At 73.6% G+C, this 21,808-nt stretch carries 20 protein-coding genes; 5 read left to right on the top strand and 15 right to left on the bottom strand.

The window, feature by feature from the left end:
• Window positions 1–89 precede the first annotated feature (89 nt).
• The 5 genes from O2W14_RS01865 to O2W14_RS01845 all read right to left on the bottom strand — a co-directional run bounded on the left by O2W14_RS01865 (window position 90) and on the right by O2W14_RS01845 (window position 6,798).
• On the bottom strand, window positions 90–623 hold the full coding sequence (locus tag O2W14_RS01865) for a cysteine hydrolase family protein (protein WP_269174388.1): 534 nt from the start codon (window positions 621–623) through the stop codon (window positions 90–92).
• The gene (locus O2W14_RS01860) at window positions 620–2,095 is read right to left on the bottom strand and encodes a purine-cytosine permease family protein (RefSeq protein WP_269174387.1); all 1,476 of its coding nucleotides are present in this window, start codon (window positions 2,093–2,095) and stop codon (window positions 620–622) included. Before O2W14_RS01860 ends, O2W14_RS01865 begins: the two co-directional genes overlap by 4 nt.
• Window positions 2,096–2,280: 185 nt before the next feature.
• The gene (locus O2W14_RS01855) at window positions 2,281–2,532 is read right to left on the bottom strand and encodes a type B 50S ribosomal protein L31 (protein WP_269174386.1); all 252 of its coding nucleotides are present in this window, start codon (window positions 2,530–2,532) and stop codon (window positions 2,281–2,283) included.
• 337 nt (window positions 2,533–2,869) lie between these two features.
• A complete protein-coding gene (locus tag O2W14_RS01850) occupies window positions 2,870–5,413 on the bottom strand; it encodes a polynucleotide kinase-phosphatase (protein ID WP_269174385.1) in 2,544 nt (847 codons plus the stop codon).
• The gene (locus O2W14_RS01845; protein WP_269174820.1) at window positions 5,410–6,798 is read right to left on the bottom strand and encodes a 3' terminal RNA ribose 2'-O-methyltransferase Hen1; all 1,389 of its coding nucleotides are present in this window, start codon (window positions 6,796–6,798) and stop codon (window positions 5,410–5,412) included. The genes O2W14_RS01850 and O2W14_RS01845 overlap by 4 nt, the downstream gene beginning before the upstream one ends.
• Before the next feature lie 120 nt (window positions 6,799–6,918).
• Between O2W14_RS01845 and O2W14_RS01840 the strand changes: the two genes are divergently transcribed.
• The 4 genes from O2W14_RS01840 (at window position 6,919) to O2W14_RS01825 (ending at window position 10,032) form a co-directional block, all read left to right on the top strand.
• Entirely contained in the window at window positions 6,919–7,914 is a 996-nt protein-coding gene (locus tag O2W14_RS01840) for an iron-siderophore ABC transporter substrate-binding protein (RefSeq protein ID WP_269174384.1), read from the top strand.
• 99 nt (window positions 7,915–8,013) lie between these two features.
• On the top strand, window positions 8,014–8,493 hold the full coding sequence (locus O2W14_RS01835; RefSeq protein ID WP_269174383.1) for a pyridoxamine 5'-phosphate oxidase family protein: 480 nt from the start codon (window positions 8,014–8,016) through the stop codon (window positions 8,491–8,493).
• 61 nt (window positions 8,494–8,554) lie between these two features.
• A complete protein-coding gene (locus O2W14_RS01830; RefSeq protein ID WP_269174382.1) occupies window positions 8,555–8,689 on the top strand; it encodes a hypothetical protein in 135 nt (44 codons plus the stop codon).
• A gap of 41 nt (window positions 8,690–8,730) precedes the next feature.
• Window positions 8,731–10,032: an endo-1,4-beta-xylanase gene (locus tag O2W14_RS01825; protein WP_269174381.1), complete on the top strand. Its 1,302-nt coding sequence runs from the start codon at window positions 8,731–8,733 to the stop codon at window positions 10,030–10,032.
• 188 nt (window positions 10,033–10,220) lie between these two features.
• Here the strand turns inward: O2W14_RS01825 and O2W14_RS01820 are convergent, their stop codons facing one another.
• The 10 genes from O2W14_RS01820 to O2W14_RS01775 all read right to left on the bottom strand — a co-directional run bounded on the left by O2W14_RS01820 (window position 10,221) and on the right by O2W14_RS01775 (window position 20,400).
• Window positions 10,221–10,769 (bottom strand): hypothetical protein, encoded by a 549-nt coding sequence (locus O2W14_RS01820; RefSeq protein ID WP_269174380.1) that lies wholly within the window; start codon window positions 10,767–10,769, stop codon window positions 10,221–10,223.
• Window positions 10,770–10,802: 33 nt separating this feature from the next.
• Entirely contained in the window at window positions 10,803–11,012 is a 210-nt protein-coding gene (locus O2W14_RS01815) for a hypothetical protein (RefSeq protein ID WP_163610050.1), read from the bottom strand.
• Window positions 11,013–11,136: 124 nt separating this feature from the next.
• Entirely contained in the window at window positions 11,137–12,363 is a 1,227-nt protein-coding gene (locus O2W14_RS01810; protein WP_269174379.1) for a cysteine desulfurase-like protein, read from the bottom strand.
• A 77-nt stretch (window positions 12,364–12,440) separates the two neighbouring features.
• The gene (locus O2W14_RS01805; protein WP_269174378.1) at window positions 12,441–14,057 is read right to left on the bottom strand and encodes a thiamine pyrophosphate-binding protein; all 1,617 of its coding nucleotides are present in this window, start codon (window positions 14,055–14,057) and stop codon (window positions 12,441–12,443) included.
• A gap of 46 nt (window positions 14,058–14,103) precedes the next feature.
• Window positions 14,104–14,931, bottom strand: coding sequence for an ABC transporter ATP-binding protein (locus O2W14_RS01800; protein ID WP_269174377.1), 828 nt, complete (start codon window positions 14,929–14,931; stop codon window positions 14,104–14,106).
• Between the two features lie 5 nt (window positions 14,932–14,936).
• Window positions 14,937–15,863 carry an ABC transporter permease gene (locus tag O2W14_RS01795; protein WP_269174376.1) on the bottom strand — a complete coding sequence of 309 codons (927 nt, stop codon included), beginning with the start codon at window positions 15,861–15,863 and terminating at the stop codon, window positions 14,937–14,939.
• Window position 15,864: 1 nt separating this feature from the next.
• Window positions 15,865–16,665: an ABC transporter permease gene (locus O2W14_RS01790; protein ID WP_269174375.1), complete on the bottom strand. Its 801-nt coding sequence runs from the start codon at window positions 16,663–16,665 to the stop codon at window positions 15,865–15,867.
• A 103-nt stretch (window positions 16,666–16,768) separates the two neighbouring features.
• On the bottom strand, window positions 16,769–18,286 hold the full coding sequence (locus O2W14_RS01785; protein ID WP_269174374.1) for an aldehyde dehydrogenase family protein: 1,518 nt from the start codon (window positions 18,284–18,286) through the stop codon (window positions 16,769–16,771).
• Window positions 18,287–18,386: 100 nt separating this feature from the next.
• Window positions 18,387–19,358: an ABC transporter substrate-binding protein gene (locus O2W14_RS01780; RefSeq protein WP_269174373.1), complete on the bottom strand. Its 972-nt coding sequence runs from the start codon at window positions 19,356–19,358 to the stop codon at window positions 18,387–18,389.
• Between the two features lie 208 nt (window positions 19,359–19,566).
• The gene (locus tag O2W14_RS01775; RefSeq protein WP_269174372.1) at window positions 19,567–20,400 is read right to left on the bottom strand and encodes an IclR family transcriptional regulator; all 834 of its coding nucleotides are present in this window, start codon (window positions 20,398–20,400) and stop codon (window positions 19,567–19,569) included.
• Window positions 20,401–20,710: 310 nt separating this feature from the next.
• On the opposite strand from O2W14_RS01775, the gene O2W14_RS01770 reads away from it, so the two are divergent.
• A complete protein-coding gene (locus O2W14_RS01770; RefSeq protein WP_269174371.1) occupies window positions 20,711–21,790 on the top strand; it encodes an amidohydrolase family protein in 1,080 nt (359 codons plus the stop codon).
• Window positions 21,791–21,808 lie beyond the last annotated feature (18 nt).

The raw sequence follows: 21,808 nt of genomic DNA, 5'->3' as shown, positions 1-21,808 counted from the left end.
GGGACCGACGCTGGCCACGTTCGCGGTACGGAGAGCCACAAGCATGCACAGAGCAACGACATTCCCGCACCCGGCGAGGCGCCCCCGGGTCAGCGTGTCGCGAGCACCTCGCCGGTGGTGGTGAGCGTGATCAGCGGCGCGTAGAGGGCCATGGCGGCCAGCGCGCGCTCGTGGTCGGCGTCGGTGGCCCCGGCGCAGGCGTCCGTGACCACCTGCACCGGAACGCCGGCGTCGGCGGCCGGGAGCGCGGTGGACAGCACGCAGCAGTCGGTCGACACCCCGGCGAGCACCAGCGGCCCGTCGCCGGCCAGCGCGGCGAGCTCGGGGCCCCACTTGCCGAACGTGGTCGCGTCGAGCACCGGGGCCTCGCCGGGGTCGTCGACGAGGGCGTACAGCGGCGCGTCGGGTGGCTGCAGGGCGAAGGGGAACTGCGCGTAGTACGGCACCCACGCACCGCTTGGCTCGGCCGGCGCCACGAAGCGGGTGTGCACGACCCGGCCGGCGAAGGCCGCGGTCAGCCGGCGGATGGCGGGGTGCACCGCGGCGAACCCGGGCGCGCCCCACGGCGAGCCCGGGTCGGCGAAGACGTGCTGGACGTCGATCACCGCGAGCAACGGCGTCACGCGGCCTCCTGCGCCCGGACCGCGCCCCGGCGCAGCAGCAGCGTGCCGAGGAACCCGACGGCGAGGGCCACCAGCACGCCGAGGTTGGCGTAGGCCCAGGTGCCGTCCCGGCCACCCAGCCCGACCGGGCCCAGCAGGTAGCCCTGCCAGTCCAGCCACCCGGCGTAGGAGTTGGTGACCAGGCCCCAGCCCAGCACCGTGCCCAGGGCCAGCAGCAGCAGCGGCACCGGCTGGGCGGCGCCGTAACGGCCGCGCGGGTCGTAGAGGTCGGCCTCGGCGTAGTCGCGGCGGCGCAGCAGCAGGTCGGCCAGGAAGATGCCGCACCAGGCGGCGACCGGGACGCCGAGGGTGATCAGGAAGCCCTGGAACTGGGTGAAGAAGGTGCCCTCGGCGAGGAAGACCACCCAGACCGCGCCCAGCACCATCAGCACGCCGTCGATGGAGGCCGCCACCGGACGGGGCACCCGGGCGCCGGCGGCCAGCAGCGCCAGGCCGGAGGAGTAGATGTCCAGCAGCGCGCCGCCGACCAGGCCGAGCACGGCGACGACGGCGAAGGGCACCAGGAACCAGGTGGGCAGCAGGGTGGCCAGCGCGCCGATCGGGTCGGCGGTGATCGCCTCGGACAGCTCGGCCGAGGAGCCGGCCAGCAGCAGGCCGAACACCAGCAGCAGCACCGGGGCCAGGGCCGAGCCGAACGTCGTCCAGCCCACGACGCCGCGGGTGGACGCCGTCCGCGGGAGGTAGCGGGAGTAGTCGGCGGCGGCGTTGACCCAGCCGAAGCCGTAGCCGGTCATCACCAGCACCAGCGCGCCGACGAACAGCGCCGTCGAGCCGCTGGGGACCGCGCTGACCGCCGCCCAGTCGACGTCGTCGAGCACGAGGGCCAGGTAGACGACGGTGAGCACGCCGGTGACCACGGTGATCACCGCCTGCATGCGCATGATCAGGTCGAAGCCGAGCACGCCGCCGACCACCACGAGCGCGGCGACCACGAGCAGCGCGACCACCTTGGTGGCCGTCCCGCCGCCCCAGCCGAGCTCGGTGAGCACCGTGGCGGTCGCCAGCGTGGCCAGCGAGGTGAGCACGGTCTCCCAGCCGACGGTCAGCACCCAGGACAGGACGGCGGGGACGCGCCCGCCGGTGACGCCGAAGGCCGCCCGGCTGAGCACGAGGGTGGGCGCCGAGCCGCGCTTGCCGGCGATGGCGACCAGGCCGCAGAGGGCGAAGCTGGCGACGATGCCGACGACCCCGGCGACCACCGCCTGCCAGAAACCGATGCCGAAGCCGAGGGTGAACGCGCCGTAGGACAGCCCCAGCACGCTGACGTTCGCCCCGAACCAGGGCCAGAACAGCTGCCGCGGCGTGCCCTTGCGCTCGGCCTCGGCGATCACGTTGATGCCGTTGGTCTCCACCGCCAGCCGCGGCGTGGGCGCCTCGTACGGCGGCTGTCCGCCGGTCACCTGGTGCGCCATCTCGTCTGCTCCGTCCTGACCGGCGGTCCCGGGTCCTCGCGGCACCGTAACGACGCCGGTCCGGATCCGCTCCCGCGAGGAGGGACCGGGCCGTCGCCGTTCCCGTCGGGCCGCCCCGGCAGCACGCTGGGGACGACGACGGCGCCGGACCCAGGTGGGTCCGGCGCCGTCGGGGGCGGGGGTGGTCAGCCGCGCTGGCGCGCGCCGTACCGCTGGTTGAACTTCTCGACCCGGCCCGCGGTGTCCAGCACGCGCTGGTTGCCGGTCCAGAACGGGTGCGAGGAGGCGCTGATCTCGACCGGGACCACCGGCAGCGTCTCGCCGTCCAGCTCGATCGTCCGGCTGGTCTGGACCGTCGAGCGGGTCCGGAAGGTCTCGCCGGTCGCGGTGTCCTGGAACACGACGGTGCGGTACTCGGGGTGGATGCCGTTTCGCATGGGAGCTCCTGGGGTCTGCGCGGGACGTCCACCCCCGGTGGGGCGGGCTGATCGCGACACTCCTGAGAACCGTTCCACCACCCCACCTGTTCCCACCCGGCTCGAGCCGCGTCACCGGACGTGGAGCCGCGCCGCAGCGCGGCTCGACGCCAGGTCAGGCGGGTCGACCCGCCTGGCGCAGCGTCGAGCCGTGTGCACATGCGGCTCCTCCCTGCCGCGCGCGGGTCGACCCGGGCGGGCCGACGCGGAGCCGCGCCACGGCACGGCTCCACGTCCGCTCACGCGGGTCGAGCCGGACGGCGACCAGACGTCGGCAGCACGCCCGGACGACGCCAGGTCAGAGCCGGGGGTCGACCGGCTCGCTCTCCAGCGCCAGGACGGCGAACACGCACTCGTGCACCCGCCACATCGGCTCGCCGCGGGCCAGCCGCTCCAGGCCCTCGAGCCCCAGCGCGTACTCCCGCAGCGCCAGCCCGCGCTTGCGGCCCAGGTTCCGCTCGCGCAGCCGGACCAGGTTCGCCGGGGCCGTGTAGTCGGGGCCGTAGACCAGCCGCAGGTACTCCCGGCCGCGCACCTTGAGCCCGGGCTGGACCACGCCCCGTCGTCCCCGGGTCAGGTTCCCCGCGGGCTTGACCACCATGCCCTCGCCGCCGTCCGCGGTCAGCGCCGTCCACCACTCGGTGGCGGCCTGCTCGGCGGCCGGGTCGGTGACGTCGAGGACGTGGCTCGCCGTCGACCGCAGCAGCTCGGGGTCGGCGGCGGCCAGCCGGTCGGCGATCGACAGGTGCCAGGCGTGCGGCCGGTCGGCGAAGGTGCGCCCGGCCGCACCGAGCAGCTGGAAGGCGGCGAACGCGGTGCCGGTGAGCCCGTCGGTGGGCCAGCAGTAGCGGCGGTAGGCGTCGGTGAAGGCCTGCGCGTCGGCGGCGCGGGTGCGCTGGCGGTCGAGCAGGGCACCGACGTCCAGACCACGGCCGGCGGCCCGGGTCAGCACGTCGACGGCCACCGGGAGCGCGCCCCGGGCGGCCGCCCCGACCGAGGCGTACTGGTCGCGGACCAGGTCGCCGGCCTTGACCGACCAGGGCAGCAGCTCGCCGTCGAGCAGCACCCAGTCGCTGTCCAGCTCGTCGAACACCCCGGCGTCGGTGACGGCCGTGGCCAGCCGGGCCAGGAACGCCGTCGTCAGCTCCGCGCCCAGGAACGCCCGGCCGGTGCGGGTGTACAGCGCGCCGCGCTCCCCCACCGGCCGTCCCGGGTCGCCGGTGGCGTCCGCGCGTCGTACCAGGGCCACCGCGCGCGAGCCCATGTGCTTCTCCTGGCAGACGACCTCGGCGACGCCCTCCCCGCGGTAGTAGGAGAACGCCTCGGCCGGGTGCTCGAGCAGGTCCTCCCGGGCCGAGGTCGCCACCGGGCTCATCGTCGGCGGCAGGTAGGCCAGCTGCTGCGGGGCCAGGGCGAACCGGCTCATCACCTCGATCGCGGCGGCGGCGTTCTCCTCCCGCACCGTGACCCGGCCGGACAGCCGGGTCTCCACGGTCCGCTTGCCCAGCACGTCGGCGACGTCGAGCACCTCGGCCGGCCGCTCCGGCGCCGGCTCGGCGTCGGTGGGGAAGGGCCGGGCCGGCTCGTACCAGGTGCGCTCGGCCGGGACGTCGACCAGCTCGCGCTCGGGGTAGCGCAGCGCGGTGAGCCGGCCGCCGAACACGCAGCCGGTGTCCAGGCACATCGTGTTGTTGACCCACTCGGGCTCGGGCACCGGCGTGTGGCCGTAGAGCACCATCGCCCGCCCGCGGTAGTCCTGCGCCCACGGGTAGCGCACCGGCAGGCCGAACTCGTCGGTCTCCCCGGTGGTGTCGCCGTAGAGGGCGAAGCTGCGCACCCGCCCGCTGGCCCGGCCCTGCAGCTCCTCGGTCAGCCCGGCGTGGGCGACCACCAGCGCGCCGCCGTCCAGCACGTAGTGGGAGACCAGTCCGTGGCAGAAGTCGGCGACGTCGGCGCGGAACTCCTCGCTCTCCTCGGCCAGCTGGGCCAGCGTCGTCTCCAGGCCGTGGGTGACCTGCACGTCACGGCCACGCAGCGCCTTGACCAGCTTGTCCTCGTGGTTGCCCGGGACGCACAGGGCGTGCCCGGCCCGGACCATGCCCATCACCAGGCGCAGCACGCCGGGTGAGTCCGGGCCGCGGTCGACGAGGTCGCCGAGGAACACCGCACGCCGTCCGGCCAGCGGGACGGCGTCCACCGCCCGACCCTGCTCGTCGCGGGTGACCGTGTAGCCGAGCCGGCCGAGCAGCTGCTCGAGCTCGGCGCGGCAGCCGTGCACGTCGCCGACCACGTCGAACGGGCCGGTCTCGGAGCGCAGGTCGTTGTAGGCCCTCTCGTAGCTGATCACCGCGGACTCGACCTCGTCCACGCTGCCCAGCCGGTGCACCTTGCGGAAGCCCTCCCGGCCCAGCCCGGACAGCCCGCGGCGCAGGTCGGCGCGCTGCCGGGCGATCACCGACCGGTCCAGCTGCCGGTCGGTCCGGGTGGCGTTGCGTTCCAGACAGACGCCCTCGGGGACGTCGAACACGATGGCCACCGGCAGCACGTCGTGGTCGCGGGCCAGCTGCACCAGCGAGGCGCGGTCCTCCTTGCGGACGCTGGTGGCGTCGACGACGGTGAGCTTCCCGGCCCGCAGCCGGGTGGCGGCGATGAACTGCAGGACGGCGAACGCGTCGGCCGTGGCGGCCTGGTCGTTCTCGTCGTCGGAGACCAGGCCCCGGCAGACGTCGCTGGAGAGCACCTGGGTGGGCAGGAAGTGCCGGCGGGCGAAGGTGGACTTGCCCGAGCCGGAGGCACCGATGAGCACCACCAGCGACAGCTCGGGGACGGCGAGCTCGGTCATGCCGCCACCCCCCGGTCGAACACCGCGAGCTGGGTGGGCGGCCCGACCTCGGGGTCGTCGGGGCCGATGCCGAGGAACCGGACGGCGTAGCCCCGTCGTCCGGCCACGCCCTGGGCCCAGTCGGTGAACTCGGCGCGGGTCCACTCGAAGCGGTGGTCGCGGTGTCGCATGCCCCCGGCGGCCAGCGCCGGGTAGCGCACGTTGTGCTCGACGTTCGGGGTGGTGACCAGCACGGTCGCCGGGGCGGCGGCGGTGAACACGGCGTGCTCCAGGGCGGGCAGGCGGTCGGGGTCCAGGTGCTCGACGACCTCCATCAGCACCGCGGCGTCGTAGCCGGCCAGCCGCGCGTCGGTGTAGGTCAGTGCGCCCTGGAGCAGGATGAGCCGGGCGCGCTGGCGCTCGGGCATCCGGTCCAGCCGCAGCCGGCGGGCGGCGAGCTCGAGGGCCCGGGCGCTGACGTCGACGCCGACCACCTCGGTGAACGAGGGCTCGGCGAGCAGCGCCGGCAGCAGCGCGCCGCTGCCGCAGCCCAGGTCCAGCACCCGGTGCGCCCCGGCCGAGCGCAGCGCGGCGAGCACCGCCCCCTGCCGCAGCTGGGCCAGCTGGGCCAGCGGGGTCGGCGGGTCGGTGACCTCGGGGGCGTCGTCGAGGACCTCGGCGTCGTCCACCTCGGCCAGCCGGGCCAGGGCGGTCCCGGTCAGCCGCTTCTGGTGCGCCAGGTAGCGAGCGGCGATCAGCTCGCGTTCGGGGTGGGCGGCCAGCCAGCCCTCGCCGGCGCGCAGCAGCTTGTCGATCTCGTCGGCGCTGACCCAGTAGTGCTTGGCGCCGTCGAGCACGGGCAGCCCGACGTAGAGGTGGTTCACCGCGTCGGCGACGCGATGCGTGCCGGTCAGCCGCAGGTCGACGTGCCGGGAGGCGCCCCACTCGGGGAACCGCCCGTCCAGCGGCAGCTCGGTGGCCTGCACCCGCCAGCCCAGCGGGCCGAAGAAGCGCTCGGCCAGCTCGGCCCCGCCCCGGCAGGACAGCGCCGGCAGGTGCACCTCCAGCGGCAGCGGGGTGTCGGCCAGCTCCGGGCGTTCCTTGCTCACCCCGCGGCGGGCGCTGGCGAACACCTTGCCCAGCGCCACGGCCAGCAGGCTGGAGGCCGCGTAGGGGCGGTCGTTGACGTACTGCCCGAGCGCGAACCCCTCGCCGTCGCCCTTCCCGCGCACCAGCGCGATCGGGTCGACCTCCAGCAGCAGCACGACGGTGCAGCGGTCGTCGGTGGCCTCGGGGTAGAAGACGTGCGCCGTCCCGGTGGAGACCTCCACCTGCTGGGCCCGCGCGGGGTTCTTGTGCAGGAGGAAGCCCAGGTCGGTGGCCGGCCGGTGGGTGGTCGACAGCATCAGCAGCACCGCGGCAGTCTGGCCGGTCCGGGCGCCGGGAGCCATCGACTTGCCGGTGACCCACTCGTGACCTCGGTGTGCTTAGGTGAGCCTCACCTGACCGTCTCAGCAAGGAGCACGATGTCGTCCCGCCCCGCCCTCCGCAGCTCGGCCGTCCTGGCTGCCGCTCTCGTCCTCGCCGGCTGCGGCGGTTCCGACACCGGGAGCAGCAGCGAGGGCAGCGCCGCCCCGAGCAGCAGCTCGTCCTCGGCCTTCCCGGTCACCGTGACCACCGCGTTCGGCGACGTCGAGGTGCCCGAGGAGCCGGTCCGGGTCGTCGCGCTGGGCTGGGGCGACGCGGAGACCGCGCTGGCCCTGGGCGTGCAGCCGGTCGGCGCCAGCGACTGGCTGGCCTTCGGGGGCGAGGGCGTGGGCCCGTGGGCCGCCGGCGAGTACGACCAGGCGCCGGAGATCATCGAGACCCTCGAGCCCAGCTACGAGGCGATCGCCGCGCTGCAGCCCGACCTGATCCTGGACACCAAGTCCCCGGCCACGCCGGAGCGGTACGAGGCGCTGTCGGCGATCGCCCCGACCATCGGCCAGCCCGAGGGCGTCGACCCGTACCTCACCACCTACACCCAGCAGCTGGACCTGGTCGGCCAGGCGCTGGGGAAGACCGCCGAGGCCGACGCGGTCGCCGCCGAGGTCGACCAGGCATTCACCGACGCCGCCGCCGCCCACCCGGAGTTCGAGGGCGTCGAGGTGGCCGTGGCCGCCTACGGCTCGACCGGCTTCGGCGCCTACGTGCGCGGCGACGGCCGGGTGGACTTCATGGAGCAGCTGGGCTTCGTGAACGCGCCGGCCGTACAGGACCTGGCCACCGAGAGCTTCTTCGTCCCCGTCAGCGAGGAGCAGCTGCCGCTGCTGGACGCCGGCCTGACCGTGGCGTTCCCGATCTTCGTCGACGCCGCGCAGATCACCGGCAACCCGCTGTGGCAGGCGATCCCGTCGGTGCAGGCCGGCCACAGCGTCGTGCTCGAGGACCTGACGCTGGCCAACGCCTTCTCCCTCGCGACCCCGCAGAGCATCCAGTACGCGCTGGAGAACGCCGTCCCGCTCTTCGCCGACGCGCTCTGAGGCACCCGCGCCGGGCCGACCCAGCTCGCGGGGTCGGCCCGGCGCTGTTCCACGTGCAACACCGGTGTCAGGCCCGTCCCGCAGGGGCACCCCCGGACCATGACCTCACCCGATGCCCACAAGGTCGCCGAGCTGATCTCCGGTCAGCGGATCGCGATGCTCACCACCTCCGCCCCGCAGGGCACCCTGACCAGCCGCCCGATGGCGCTGCAGGAGGTCGAGTTCGACGGCGACCTGTGGTTCTTCGCCGAGCGCAGCTCCCGCAAGGTCGGCCACCTCGACGCCCACCCCGAGGTCAACGTGACCGTGGGCTCGGGCAGCACCTGGGTGTCGCTGACCGGCCGGGCCGTCGTGGTCGACGACCCGGCGAAGAAGCGCGAGCTGTGGAACGGCGGGGTCGAGGCCTGGTTCCCCGACGGCCCGGACGACGCCGCGATCGTGCTGATCAAGGTCGAGGGCAGCTCGGCCGAGTACTGGGACACCCCCGGCGGGCGGATCGCCACCGCGCTGAGCTTCGCCAAGGCCAAGGTCACCGGGCAGCCCTACGACGGCGGTGAGAACGAGACCGTCCGGCTCTGACCTCCGACCGGCAGCAGGCTCACAGCCGCAGCCGGGCAGGCGTCCAGGAAGGGCGACGACGGTGGGGACACGTCCCCACCTGGAGGTCCTCGTGCTCACCGTCGCCGTCCTGATCGTCTTCCTGCTGCTGCTCACCACCGCCGACCTGCTGCCCGGTCAGCCGGACGCGCCGGGACTGGTCGCACCCCGAGCCTGACCCGACGTGCGGGCGGGCTGCCGGCCGGTCAGGCTGCCCGCATGCCGAACGAGCTCCGGTCCTTCGCCAGCCGCTCGTACACCGTCGACCCGCAGCTCCGTCACCGGACGGCGGAGGCGACGCTGACCGTCCGCGGCCCGGACGGCCGGCCACTGGTGGACGCCGAGGTGACCGTCGCGCAGGTGCGGCACCGCTTCCTGTTCGGCTGCATCGGCTTCGACCTGGTGCCCCTGGCCAACGGCGAGGCCGACGCGCCGGGCTCGGTGTTCGGCGGCGCGGCCGACCCCGCGCAGGCCCAGGCGCTGGCCGACCGGTGGCTGGAGGTCTTCAACGCCGCGACCCTGCCGTTCTACTGGAGCGAGTTCGAGCGCGAGCGCGGCCGCCCGGACACCACGCGGCTGCGCCGGGCCGCGGAGTGGTTCACCGAGCGCGGCGTCGTCGTGAAGGGCCACCCGCTGGCCTGGCACACGCTGGCCCCGGACTGGCTGCTCGGCAGCTCGAGCGCGGCGATCGAGGCGGCGCTGCGCGCGCGCATCCGGCGCGAGGTCACCGACCTGGCCGGCGTGGTCGACACCTGGGACGCGATCAACGAGGTCGTGATCATGCCGGTGTTCGACAAGTACGACAACGCGCTCACCCGGCTCTCCCGCGACCTCGGCCGGATCAGGACGGTCCAGCTGACCTTCCAGGAGGCGCGGGCGGCGAACCCCTCGGCCACGTTGCTGCTCAACGACTTCGACATGTCCACCGCCTACGAGTGCCTGATCGAGGGCTGCCTGGAGGCCGGCGTCCAGATCGACGCCCTCGGCCTGCAGAGCCACATGCACCAGGGGTACTGGGGCGAGGACCGCACCCTCGAGGTGCTGGAGCGCTTCGCCCGGTACGGGCTGCCGATCCACTTCACCGAGTCGACGCTGCTGTCCGGCGACCTGATGCCCCCGGAGATCGAGGACCTCAACGACTGGCAGGTCGACGAGTGGCCCTCCACCCCTGAGGGCGAGGCCCGGCAGGCCGAGGAGGTCGTGCGCCACCACCGCACGCTGCTGTCCCACCCCGCCGTCCAGGGCTCCACCTACTGGGGGATCACCGACGCCGGTGCCTGGCTCGGCGCCCCGGTCGGCCTCCTGCGCGCCGACGGCACGCCCAAACCCGCCTACGACGCGCTGCACGACCTGGTGAAGGGCGAGTGGTGGCTGCCGCCGACCACGCTGCGCACCGACGACGCCGGCCGGGTGCCCGTGACCGGGTTCCTCGGCGACTACGCGGTGTCCGGCCCGGGCGGGACGGCGGAGGTCGCTCTGGACCAGGCCGGCCCCGTGGACGTCGAGGTGCGGCTCAGCTGACCACGGCGGACCCGGCCGGCATCGCGCGCCGCCGCCGCACCGGAGACGACACGGTGCATCCCGCGGGGCGCCGTCAGGAGCCAGGTGCGGACCTGCTCAGGCTCCCGCGCGCCGGGGCCGGGCGACCAGCCTCGGGTCAGGGAGCCCGGGAGCGGGACCGGCGACCGGCCCCGCTCCCGGGATGCCGCTCAGAGCGACGAGTTCTTCTCCACGATGCCGCGGCGCACCTCGGCGGGGCGCTGCTGCTCCCCGGCGTAGGAGGTCACGACGACGAGCGCACCGGTGATGGCCGGGATGGCCCACTGGAGCTGGTCGAGCTTCGCCTGCGCGGCCGCGACCTCGCCCTTGGCGGTCTTGGAGGCCTTGGTGCCGCGCTTCGACGGCGTCGCGCCGTTCTGGGAGACGATCTTGCCGAGCACGCGGCTGTAGGCGGTGACGCCCAGGGCAGCGGCGGTGAGCAGCGTCTTGACCGTGGACATGCCGGCCACGCCCTGCTGCTGGGCCATGCGGTCCTTGTTGCCGGCCAGCTGACCGACGCTGCCGATCAGGTGGGCGCCGATGGCGGCGGCGTTGACCGGGGTCCAGCGGTCCCAGCCGGCGTTGGCGACGGCGCCGGTGGCCTTGTCGCTGCCGGCCTCGGCCGCAGCGGCGTTCAGGGCGACGGCGTTGGCGAGCGTGCCACCGAACCAGGCGGCGAGACCGACGTCGTGCAGGGAACGGGACAGGGTGTTGGCCATGCGGGTGCTCCTAGGAGAGAGGGGTGGGGGTGGTCAGCGGCCGAGGAGGCCGCCGAGGCCCCCACCGCCACCGCCGGCGAACTTGGCGACGAGGTCCATCGGGTTGAGCCCGAACTTCTGCAGCAGGCCCGCGTGCTGGTCGGTGTCGACCTGGTCGGGCAGCTCCGAGTCGGCCTGCGCGGCCTGGTCGTTGTTGCCCTGGGACTTGAGGAGCTCGAGGATCTGGCTCTTGTCGATGTTCATGAGCCCCCGGTACCCGCCCGGACCGGTTGCACCCCTCCGATCTGCCCCGAACTCACCGGGATCTGGTGGGGAGCACGCGCCGGCGGGGTGGGCCCGCCGCGGTCATGCCGACGGACCCACCCGCTCAGGCGGTGAAGGCGCGCAGACCGTCGAGCAGGCGGTCGACGTCGGCGTCGTCGTTGTAGGGCGCCAGCCCGACCCGCAGGCCGCCGGTGTCGCCGAGCCCCAGGTGCCGGGATGCCTCGATCGCGTAGAACGAGCCGGCCGGGGCGTTGACCCCGCGCTCGGCGAGGAACCGGTAGGCGTCGGCAGCGCTGCGGCCGGCGAAGGTCAGCAGCAGGGTCGGCGTCCGGTGCTGCGCGCGGGACCACACCGTGACGCCGGGCAGGTCGCGGACGCCGTCCTCGATGCGGGTGCGCAGCCGGTCCTCGTGCTCCTCCAGCGCGGCCATCGCCGCGACCAGCCGGGTGCGCCGGTCGCCGTCGGGGCCGGCCAGGCCGGCGAGCAGGTCGATGGCGGCGGTGGTGCCGGCCAGCAGCTCGTAGGGCAGGGTGCCCAGCTCGAACCGTTCCGGGACGGCGTTGCTGGAGGGCAGCAGCTTGTCCGGGTGCAGGGTCTCCAGCAGCTCCGGTGCCGCGACCAGGCAGCCGCAGTGTGGGCCGAGGAACTTGTAGGGCGAGCAGACGAAGAAGTCCGCCCCCAGTGCGGTGACGTCGACCGGGGCGTGCGCGGTCAGGTGGACGCCGTCGACCCAGGTCAGCGCGCCGACCTCGTGCGCCAGGGCGGTGATCGCGGCGACGTCGGGGCGGGTGCCGATCAGGTTCGACGCGCCGGTGACCGCGACCAGCCGGGTGCGCTCGGACAGCAGCGCGCGCACCACCTCCGGCGCCAGCTCACCGGTGGCGGGGTCGAAGTCGGCCCACCGCACGGTCGCCCCGGCGGCCTCGGCGGCCTGCACCCACGGGCGGACGTTGGCGTCGTGGTCGAGCCGGGTCACCACCACCTCGTCGCCGGCGCCCCAGCCGGTGCTCAGCACGCGGGCCAGGTCGTAGGTGAGCACGGTGGCGCTGCGCCCGAAGACGACGCCGCCGGGCACTCCGCCGGTGAGGTCGGCGACCGCCTGCCGCGCCTCGCGGACGACGGCGTCGGCGTTGCGCTCGGCCTGGGTGACCGTGCCGCGGTTGGACATCGGCTGGGTCATCGTCGCGGCGATCGCGGCGGCCACGACGTCGGGCGTCTGCGACCCACCCGGGCCGTCGAAGTGTGCCGCCCCGTCGGTGAGGGCGGGGAAGTGCGCGCGGAGCGCGGCGACGTCGAACGCCCCGACGTCAGTGGGCACGGTGACGGTCATGCCCTGATCCTGCGGCACCCGCCGCGTCCCGGCCCACCGGCCCCGGCGACCGGTCCGCGCGCTGCCCGGTCGCGCCGTCAGGGGCCGAACTGCGCGGGGTCGGTCATCACCTCGACCAGCGTCGGGTGGTCGGCCCGGCGGGAGCGGTCCAGGCACTCCCTCAGGTCGGCGAGGGAGTCGACCCGCTGGCCGGGCACGCCGAAGGCGGTGCTGACGTCGGCGATGCGGGGACCGGCGATGTCGACCCCCGGCCAGCGCTGCTGCTGGACCGCGACCCCGCCGAAGCGGCGCAGCGCCGCGCCGACCGCGGCGTAGCTCTGGTTGTTCATCACCACGTAGGTCACCGGCAGGCCGCTGCGGGCCGCCGACCACAGAGCCGGCATGCCGAACTGGAAGACGCCGTCCCCGAGCACCGCGGCGACCTGCCGGCCCGGCATGCCCATGGCGATGCCGAGCGCCGCCCCCATCCCCCAGCCGAGCGACCCCGACGTCGACACGAAGTAGTCGTCGCCGGTGTGCTGGTGCGCCCGTTGCTGCAGGATGCCGCCGGCGGTGGTCGCGTCCCCGACCAGGGCCGTGCCGTGCAGCGACTCGGCGATCACGTCGACGACGTCGGCCGGGTGCAGCGGCGCCCCATGGGCGGTCGTCGGACGGCGTTCCACCGGCGGAGCGGGGGGCGCCTCGCGGGCGGTGGTGGCCGGGAGCGCCGCCGCGAGCGCCCGGAGGACCAGCCGCTGGTCGCCGACGAGCCCCGCGGTCACCCCGTGGACCATCCCGATGTGCCGGGGGTCGGTGTGGCTGTGCACCAGCGGCACGCCCGGCGGCAGCGGCGGCACCTTGGCCGGCTCGAACTCGTTGAACACCCGGGCGCCCAGGAAGACCAGCAGGTCGGCCTGCTGGACGAGCGGGTGGCCGATCTCGTACTGGCCGCGGAAGAGCCGGTGGTCGGTCGGGAACCCCGGCCGCTCGAACCCCCGTCGGTCCTCGTGGACGACCGGGGCGCCCAGCTGCTCGGCGAGTGCCACGAGGTCCTCGACCGCACCGGCCCGGCCCACCTCGCTGCCCGCGACCAGCAGCGGCCGCTCGGCCGCGGCGATCAGCTCCGCCGCCCGCTCCACGGCGTCCGGCGAGGGCGCCGTCCTGGAGTCGAACTGGAAGCCCCGCACCGCCGGCGGGTCGACGTGGTCGCCGCTCTCCAGCAGGTCCTGGGCCAGGGCCACCCACACCGGGCCCGCCGGCTCGGTGACCGCGGTCCGGAAGGCACGGTTGACGTCCTCGGGGACCGCCTCGGTGGTGAGCGACTGCCAGTCCGACTTCACGTACTGGTGCACGAGGTCGCGCATCCGGCGGCCGGTGGTGAACCCCTCCCGGGCCTGGATGGAGCTGGCCTTGATGCCGTTGAGGACCACCACCGGTGAGTACGCGAGCTGGGCCGCGTAGAGGTGGCTGAGCCCGTTGGTGAGCCCGACGTTGGCGTGCAGGTAGGCGACGCTGGGTGCCCGGGTCACCCGGGCCAGCCCGTCGGCCATCGAGACGGCGACGCCCTCGTGCGTGGTCAGGACCAGCTCGACGTCCCGGCGGGTGACCAGCGCGTCCAGGACGGCGGCCTCCGTGCTCCCGGGGCAGGTGAACAGCTTGTCCGCCCCCCAGTCACGGATCACGTCGAGCAGCGCCTCGGCGGGGGGACGGGACATGCGCGGGGCTCCTCGGGTGGAGTGGTGCTGGCACGGGCGGCCGGGCTCAGTGGTGGGCGGTGACCAGCTCCATCAGGTGCCGGCGCAACTGGCCGAAGGTCTCGCTGGAGCGGGTGACCAACTGGTCCCGCGGTCGGGCCAGGGGCACCGTGACGATCTCCTCGACCACGCTGGGCGGACTGCTCAGCACGACCACCCGGTCCGCCAGGTAGACGGCCTCGTCGATGTCGTGGGTGACCAGGACGACGGTGATGCCGAACTGGGCGCGGACCTGCAGGATGAGGTCCTCGAGGTCGAAGCGGGTCTGGGCGTCGACGGAGGCGAACGGCTCGTCCATCAGCAGCATGTCGGGCTGGTGGGCCAGTGCGCGGGCGATGGCCACGCGCTGCTGCATGCCACCGGACAGCTGCCACGGGTAGCTCTTGCCGACGTCGCCGAGGCCCACGGCGTGCAGCACCTCGCTGATCCGCGCCTCGCGCTGCTCCTTGGCCACCCCGGCCACCTTGAGCGGCACCGCCACGTTCTTGCTGACCGTGAGCCAGGGGAACAGCGAGCGGCTGTAGTCCTGGAACACCACGCTCAGCCGGTCGGGCACCGCCTGCAGGGGGGTGCCCTCGAAGCGGACCTCACCGGTGGTCGGGTGCAGCAGGCCGCTGAGGCAGCGCAGCAGCGTCGTCTTGCCGGCGCCGCTGGGGCCCACCACGCAGACGAACTCGCCCTTGGCGACGTCGAAGGAGACGTCGGAGATGGCCAGCCGCTCGCTGGGCTTCCCCACGTTGTAGGCCTTGCGCAGGGCGCTGACCGACAGCACCGGGCCCTCACCGGTGCCCGGCTGCGCGGGTGTGCCTGCGGGGGTGGGGACGGCGTGCGACATCGGGGTCAGCCCTTCTGCTCGACGGCGCGGGCGCCGATGTACCAGCCGAGGACGACACGCTCGACGGCGATGAAGAGGAACGTGAGTGCGCTGCCGACGAGGGCCAGGACGATGATCCCGGTCCACATCGTGGTGATGGCGAACCGCTGCTGGGCCTCGAGGATGAAGAAGCCGATGCCCTCGGTGGAGGCGATGAGCTCGCTGACCACCATCATGATCACGGCGATCGAGAGGCTGTGGCGCAGACCGGCCATGATCTGGGGCATCGCACCGGGCAGCACCACGCTGCGCACGGTGGTCAGCGGGGACATGTGCAGGACCTTGGCGGTGTCGAGCTTGATCGGGTCGATGCCGCGCATGCCGTCGAGGGTGTTCAGCATGGTCGGCCAGACGGCCGCGAGGACGACGATCGTGATCTTCATCGGGGAGCCGATGCCCATGATCGCCACGATGGCCGGCAGCAGGGCCGCCGTCGGGATGACGTAGACGAAGTACAGCACCGGGCTCACCGCGTGCCCGACCCGCTGGAACTTCCACAGCAGCGCGCCGATCGCGACGCCCAGGACGCCGGCGATCGTGTAGCCGATGGCGAAGTGCCGCAGGCTCGAGTACAGGTCGCTGCGGGCCTCCCCGACGACCCAGGTCTCCCAGAGCCGCTGCACGATGTTCTGCAGCGGCGGGAAGAACGTCGACGTGCTGTCCGCCGAGAGCACCCACCAGAGCACGAGCACCAGGGCGAAGAACCACAGCCGCCACAGGCCCTTCAGCCGCTGCAGCGGCCCTCCCCGGCGTCGTGGCGAGCGGGCCGTGAACTGCTGGGAGGGGGTCGTGCCGGCCGCCACCACGGGGTCCGACGTCGAGGGGACGTCCGCGGAGCCGGTGGGCTCCGGGCGCGCGAGCGAGGGGGCCTCGAACCGGGGAGGGGTGGTCATGTCAGGCCGCCTTCGCTGCCAGGTTGCGCTGGCTCTCGTGCCAGTGCAGGAGCCGCTGTTCGAGGGCGACGAACGCAGTGGTCACCAGCACCCCGGTCACGCCGGTGAGCAGGATGAACGCGTAGGTCGCCGGGAGCCGGTCGGGACCGGCGTTCACCGACGTCAGGATGCTGAGCCCGAGGCCGCGTGCGCCGCCGACGAGCTCGGCGATGATGGTCAGGATCAGGCCGACCGCCGCCGCGACGCGCAGCCCGGTGGCGATGAACGGCGCCGCGCTGGGCAGCGTGACCGTGGTGAACTTCCGGAAGCCCCGCAGCCGCAGGACCGCCGCGGTGTCGCGCACCACCGGGTCGACCGCGCGGACGCCGTAGATGGTCTGGATGGCCAGCGGCCAGAAGACGCCGAAGGCGACCAGGAAGACCTTCATCTCCAGGGTGGCCCCCCACACGACGATGGCCAGCGGCAGGATCGCGATGACCGGCACCGTCTTGAGGAACTCGATGACCGGGATGACGCTGAGGTAGGCGAAGCGGTTCAGCCCGAGCAGCGTCCCGATCGTGATGGCCAGCGAGCAGCCGATGAGCAGGCCCAGCCCCCAGCCGCGGACGGTCTCCCAGACGGCCAGCCAGAGGTCGGAGTCGGTCAGCTGGCGGCCCAGCTCGGCCATGGTCGCCGTCATGCTCGGGAAGGACGACGAGTCCAGGACGCCCGCGACGCTGAGGAGCTGCCAGCCGGCGAGCACCGCCGCGATCACGCCCAGCCGGGCGAGCGTGCGGAACCAGCCGGTGTCGACGGCGTTCACGTCCGACCTCCGGGTGACTCCCGTGGGATCTGGTCACGCATGCGGACTCCGTCCTCTCTGTGGTCGGTGGGCTGTCGTCGGGCGGCGAGCAGGGCGGCGGACCTCAGCGGGCGGGCCCGGGGAACCCCGAGACGTCGACGTGGTCGGCGATGGTCTGCAGCTCCGTGCACGCCTCCAGGGCGTTGATGCCGTGCCCGCGGCCGATCCCGCTGCCCTTGAAGCCGCCGAAGGGCATGGACACGTCGGAGGCACCGATCCGGTGCACGTTGAGGAAGACGCTGCCGGACTCCAGGCGGCGGGCGACGCCCAGCGCGTGCTCCCGGTCCCGGCTCCAGACCGAGGCGGCCAGCCCGAACTCGCTGTCGTTGGCCAGCCCGACGACCTCGTCGTCGGAGTCGAAGGGCAGGACGGGGACCACCGGGCCGAACTGCTCGCAGGTGACCAGCTCGGCACCGGGCGCCACGTCGGTCACCACGCTGGGCAGCAGGAAGTACCCGTCGTCCCAGCCGTCGGGGTCCAGCTTGCTGCCGAGGGTGGTCACCGTGGCGCCCGCGGCGCGGGTGCGCTCCAGCAGGCCCTGGATCCGCTCGAACTGCGGCCGGTTGTTCACCGGGCCCATCGAGCTGCGGGGGTCCAGGCCGTCGCCGACCACCAGCCGGTCGACCGCAGCGGTGTACCGCTCCACGAAGTCGGCGTGGTGGGACCGGTGCACGTAGATGCGCTTGACGTTGAAGCAGATCTGACCGCTGGCGGTGAAGACGCTCTGCACGAGCTCGTCGACGAGCCCGTCGTCGACGGTCGCGCTCTCCAGCACGATGGCCGGGTCGTTGCCGCCCAGTTCCAGGCTGAGGTTCTTGAGGTTCCCGGCGGCCGCGCGCATGACCTGCTGGCCGGTGGCGGTGCTGCCGGTGAAGAAGACCTTGCGGATCCCGTGGTGCTCGGCGATGGCCGCGCCGGCCTCCCCGCCGCCGGGCACCACGTTGACCACGCCCTCGGGCAGGTTCTCGGCCAGGACCGTCAGGACGGCGCTCAGGGTGAGCGGGGCGAGCTCGGAGGGCTTGACCACCAGGGTGTTCCCGGCCAGCAGCGCGGGGGAGATCCCGAGGAACGCCAGGTAGACCGGGCTGTTCCACGGGACGATCACCCCGGTGACGCCCATCGGGCGCCGCCCGGACCAGACGGTGCCGCGCGCGTCGGAGCGGAACACCTCGTCCTCGGCCAGCCGGTCGGCCAGGCCGGTGTAGTACCGGAGGATGTGCGCGGCGCCGCCGACGTCGACCCGGGACTCCCACAGCACCTTGCCCTGCTCGCGGGTGAGCAGCTCGGCGAGCGGGCCGGCGGCCGCGCTGACCGCGTCGGCCGCGGCCGACAGCCGGTCGGCCCGCTCGTGGGGGCTCATCCGCGACCAGGCCGGGAAGGCCGCCGCGGCGGCGGTGACCGCGCGGTCGACGTGCGCGGCGGTGCCCAGGGCGACCCGGCCGACGACCTCGTGGAGCCGGGCGGGGTTCACGACGGGCTGGGAGTCCGCGTCGAGCCGCTCCCCGGCGACCAGGACGGCCGACTCGTGGGCGTCGGCGACGCCCGCTGCGGTGAGGACGGCAGTGCTGGGCGACTGCTCCATGGTGGTCCCTCGGTCGTCTGCGGGTGGGTGCGGGGAGGCGGGGAGGTGGTGCGGCCGGCCGGGTCGGGGTGGTCGCACGGGACCGCCCCGACCCCGCCGGTCAGGGCTGGAAGACCAGCTCGGCCGGGTCGACGGTGCTGTCGATGGAGCCCTGCTCCTGCATGAGGTCCTGGATCTCGCCGATGGACTCCAGGTTGATCTCCGGCACGAAGTTCGACGGCATGACCTGCGCCTGGGCCTGCTCCTCGGTCAGCTCCAGGTACTCCACGAGCGTGGCCTTGGCCTCGTCCTGGTGCTCCCCGGCGTAGACGATGGCCTCCTGCATGGCCTTCTGGAACCGGGTGGCCACGTCGGCGTTGTCCCCGAGGTAGGACGAGGTCGCCGCGTAGCAGTAGACGGTGCCCTCCGGGAACAGGTCGGAGCTCGGTGCGGCCAGCTCCACCGCGCCGGCGTCCAGGGCCTGCTCCAGGAACGGCGAGGTGATCACCGCCGCGTCGACCCGCCCGTCGGCCAGGGCCTGTGGCATCTGCGGGAAGGGCAGGGCCACGTACTCGGTCCCGGTGGCACCGGTGTCCTCGATCAGCTTCTTCGCACCGATCAGGTTGATGCTGGCCAGCTGGACGACGGCCACGCTCTTGCCGCCCAGGTCGTCCAGGGAGTCGATCCCGCTGTCCGCGGCCGCGACCAGGGCACTGGAGTCCTCGGTGGGGCTGATCTGACCGTCGACCGGCGAGACGCACTTCAGGGCCGTCCCCTCGCGGGCGGCGTTGATCAGGACGGGCGTGGTGACGAACCCGAACTGGGCCTGGTCGGCCACCAGCGAGGCCACGACCGGGACCGGCGAGGCCGCCCGCTCGATGTTGACCTTGATCCCGTTCCGCTCGAAGGTGCCGTTCTCCATCGCCAGGAAGAGCACGGCGTTCGGGGTGAACGGGACGATGTTGACGGTGACCTCGGTCAGCTCACCGCTGCCGCCGGCCGCTGCGGGGGAGTCACCTCCGCCGTCGCTGCCGCAGGCAGCTGCCATCGTCGCGACGGCAGCCAGGGCGGTGACCTTCAGACCTGTGCGCACTCGGACCTCCATAGGTGGTGTGCGATGGCCGTGACGGCGGTCAGGAGCGGCGACTGCTGCCACGAACAGCCTCCGGAGAGGCTCGTGCCTGGCGGTTCACCAGGCGAGACACAACTCACACTATGGGTCTCAGCGCGACGTTGTCCACGTATGTGGACGCCGGTGGGCGATAGTTCCGCAGAGAGGAACAAACAGCCCACCTCCTCGATCATGAGGGGTCGCGCAGCCGCTCCTCGATCAGTGCCGCACCCCGCAGGACCGCCGGCGCGAGGGCGCGGATCCCCTCGACGTCCACCATCCGGCTCACGGGGGCGACGACGCCGAGCGCGGCCAGCGGCTGCCCGACGGTGTCCCGCAGGGCGACCGCGATCGCGCAGACGCCGTCGGTGCTCTCCTCCCAGTTGAGCGCGTACCCCCGGTCACGGATCTCGGCCAGCTCCTCGCGGAGCACCGAGAGGTCCGCGATGGTGGCGGCGGTCGTCCCGGAGGGCAGCTCCCCGTCGGGGTAGCGGCGGCTCAACTCCGCCTCGGAGAGGCCGGCCAGGATCGCCTTGCCCACGGCTGCGGCGTGCGCCGGACGGACGACCCCGGTCCGGTTCCCGACGCGCACGATCCGCTGGCTCTCCGCGCAGTCCAGGAAGCGGACGGTCGCCCCCTCCAGGACGGCGAGGCTCACGGTCTCCTGCGTCTCGGCGCGCAGCTCCTCCAGCACGGGCCGGGCGACCTGGCGGATGTCGATGCGGTTGACCGCGGCCAGCGCGATCTCGTACAGCGCCGGGCCCGCGCGGTAGGCACCGTTGGGCCGGTCCTGCAGCACGAACCCACGCCGGCGCAGGGCCGTCAGGAGCCGGTGCGCGGTGGAGCGGGCCACCCCCAGCAGCTCCGCGGCCTCCGCGACGCGCAGCACCTGGTGCTCGCCCATCAGCTGCAGGAGCCACAGGGCCCGGTCCACGGACGTCCCGGCGAGGTCGGCCGGGGCGGCGTCCGTGTCGCGCTCCGGTGCGGACGAGGGCTGGACGCCTCGCTGGACGGAATTCGGCATGGCGGGATCTTAGGTCCGGGCCGACCACCCGCCGCGATGTCGGCGGTTCGCACCGGCTCCGGCCCGGCCGATCTGTAGCGCTGTCAGGACATCTCGCCCTGTTCGTTCCGCTCAGAGAAACTCGTATGTCACATTCCGTGATCTGCGGTGTAGCTTCTGCACGTCCTGACCGGTCCGGAGACCACGTACCGGGTCCGGCGCCACCGGCCGTCGAGCGCGTGGCCACCCGGCGAGCACCGGCCGTGCGGTGCGACCACCGGCGCGGGACAGCTACAGCAGGCACCGCCGTCTCACTCGAGGAGCGACCCGCATGAGCACCGACCCCACCACCCCCCAGACCGGCGGCCACCAGGGCTACCTCCGCATCGCCACGGAGGAGGCCTTCGCCACCCAGGGCCTCTTCGACGCCTGGGCGCGCTACATGGACCACCCGGACGCCGACCCCGGCTTCGTCGGGCTGGCGGGCTTCTACACGACCAGCCAGGCCGACCGCCCCAGGATCGTCAAGGAGCGGCTGCTCGACCTCGGTGCGCGCCGGATCGCCGACATGGACGCCGCCGGCATCGACCGGGCGCTGCTGCTGCTGACCGCCCCGGGCGTGCAGTGGCTGGACCGGGCCGAGGGCGTGGCGCTGGCCGCTGCCGCCAACGACGAGCTGGCCGACGCCTGCCGCCGGCACCCCGACCGGTTCAGCGGTCTGGCCGCCGTGGCCCCGCAGGACCCGGCCGCCGCGGCGGAGGAGCTGCGCCGCGGGGTGACCCAGCTCGGCCTGCACGGCGGGGTGGTCAACGGCCACACCCAGGGCCGCTACCTGTCCGACCCGGAGTTCTGGCCCATCTTCGAGGCCGCCGAGGACCTCGACGTCCCGATCTACATCCACCCGACCGGTCTCCCGAAGGGCATGCTGCAGCCCTTCCAGGAGGCGGGCCTGGACGGCGCCATCTACGGGTTCGGCGTGGACACCGGCCTGCACCTGCTGCGGATCATCACCGCCGGCGTCTTCGACCGGTTCCCGCGGCTGAAGATCGTGGTGGGTCACGCCGGGGAGGCACTGCCGTTCTGGCTGTTCCGGCTGGACCACATGCACGCCGCCAACGTCTCCGCGCAGCGCTACGAGTCGATGAAGCCGACCCAGCGCACGGTGAGCGAGTACATGCGCGAGAACGTCTACATCACCACCAGCGGGATGGCCTGGGAGCCGGCCATCCGGTTCTGCCAGCAGGTGCTCGGCGCCGACCGCGTCATGTACGCGATGGACTACCCCTACGAGTACGAGGTCTCCGAGGTCCGCACCCACGACGACCTCGACATCGACGCCGAGACCAAGAAGATGCTCTTCCAGACCAACGCCGAGCGGGTCTTCGGCCTGGGCGTCCGCGCGCAGGCGTGACGACCGTGGCAGCGGTCC

Source organism: Modestobacter sp. VKM Ac-2986 (assembly GCF_026967795.1).
Taxonomy (GTDB): Bacteria; Actinomycetota; Actinomycetes; order Mycobacteriales; family Geodermatophilaceae; genus Modestobacter.
This window is presented reverse-complemented; position numbering and strand designations above follow the sequence as displayed.

Bases quoted from the DNA above. Each gene is read 5' to 3' on its own strand.
- O2W14_RS01825 (WP_269174381.1), top strand. From the start codon at position 8,731: ATGCCGAACGAGCTCCGGTCCTTCGCCAGCCGCTCGTACACCGTCGAC.
- O2W14_RS01820 (WP_269174380.1), bottom strand. From the start codon at position 10,769: ATGGCCAACACCCTGTCCCGTTCCCTGCACGACGTCGGTCTCGCCGCC.
- O2W14_RS01800 (WP_269174377.1), bottom strand. From the start codon at position 14,931: ATGTCGCACGCCGTCCCCACCCCCGCAGGCACACCCGCGCAGCCGGGC.
- O2W14_RS01810 (WP_269174379.1), bottom strand. From the start codon at position 12,363: ATGACCGTCACCGTGCCCACTGACGTCGGGGCGTTCGACGTCGCCGCG.
- O2W14_RS01795 (WP_269174376.1), bottom strand. From the start codon at position 15,863: ATGACCACCCCTCCCCGGTTCGAGGCCCCCTCGCTCGCGCGCCCGGAG.
- O2W14_RS01840 (WP_269174384.1), top strand. From the start codon at position 6,919: ATGTCGTCCCGCCCCGCCCTCCGCAGCTCGGCCGTCCTGGCTGCCGCT.
- O2W14_RS01775 (WP_269174372.1), bottom strand. From the start codon at position 20,400: ATGCCGAATTCCGTCCAGCGAGGCGTCCAGCCCTCGTCCGCACCGGAG.
- O2W14_RS01815 (WP_163610050.1), bottom strand. From the start codon at position 11,012: ATGAACATCGACAAGAGCCAGATCCTCGAGCTCCTCAAGTCCCAGGGC.
- O2W14_RS01850 (WP_269174385.1), bottom strand. From the start codon at position 5,413: ATGACCGAGCTCGCCGTCCCCGAGCTGTCGCTGGTGGTGCTCATCGGT.
- O2W14_RS01855 (WP_269174386.1), bottom strand. From the start codon at position 2,532: ATGCGAAACGGCATCCACCCCGAGTACCGCACCGTCGTGTTCCAGGAC.
- O2W14_RS01785 (WP_269174374.1), bottom strand. From the start codon at position 18,286: ATGGAGCAGTCGCCCAGCACTGCCGTCCTCACCGCAGCGGGCGTCGCC.
- O2W14_RS01835 (WP_269174383.1), top strand. From the start codon at position 8,014: ATGACCTCACCCGATGCCCACAAGGTCGCCGAGCTGATCTCCGGTCAG.
- O2W14_RS01770 (WP_269174371.1), top strand. From the start codon at position 20,711: ATGAGCACCGACCCCACCACCCCCCAGACCGGCGGCCACCAGGGCTAC.
- O2W14_RS01805 (WP_269174378.1), bottom strand. From the start codon at position 14,057: ATGTCCCGTCCCCCCGCCGAGGCGCTGCTCGACGTGATCCGTGACTGG.
- O2W14_RS01860 (WP_269174387.1), bottom strand. From the start codon at position 2,095: ATGGCGCACCAGGTGACCGGCGGACAGCCGCCGTACGAGGCGCCCACG.
- O2W14_RS01845 (WP_269174820.1), bottom strand. From the start codon at position 6,798: ATGCTGTCGACCACCCACCGGCCGGCCACCGACCTGGGCTTCCTCCTG.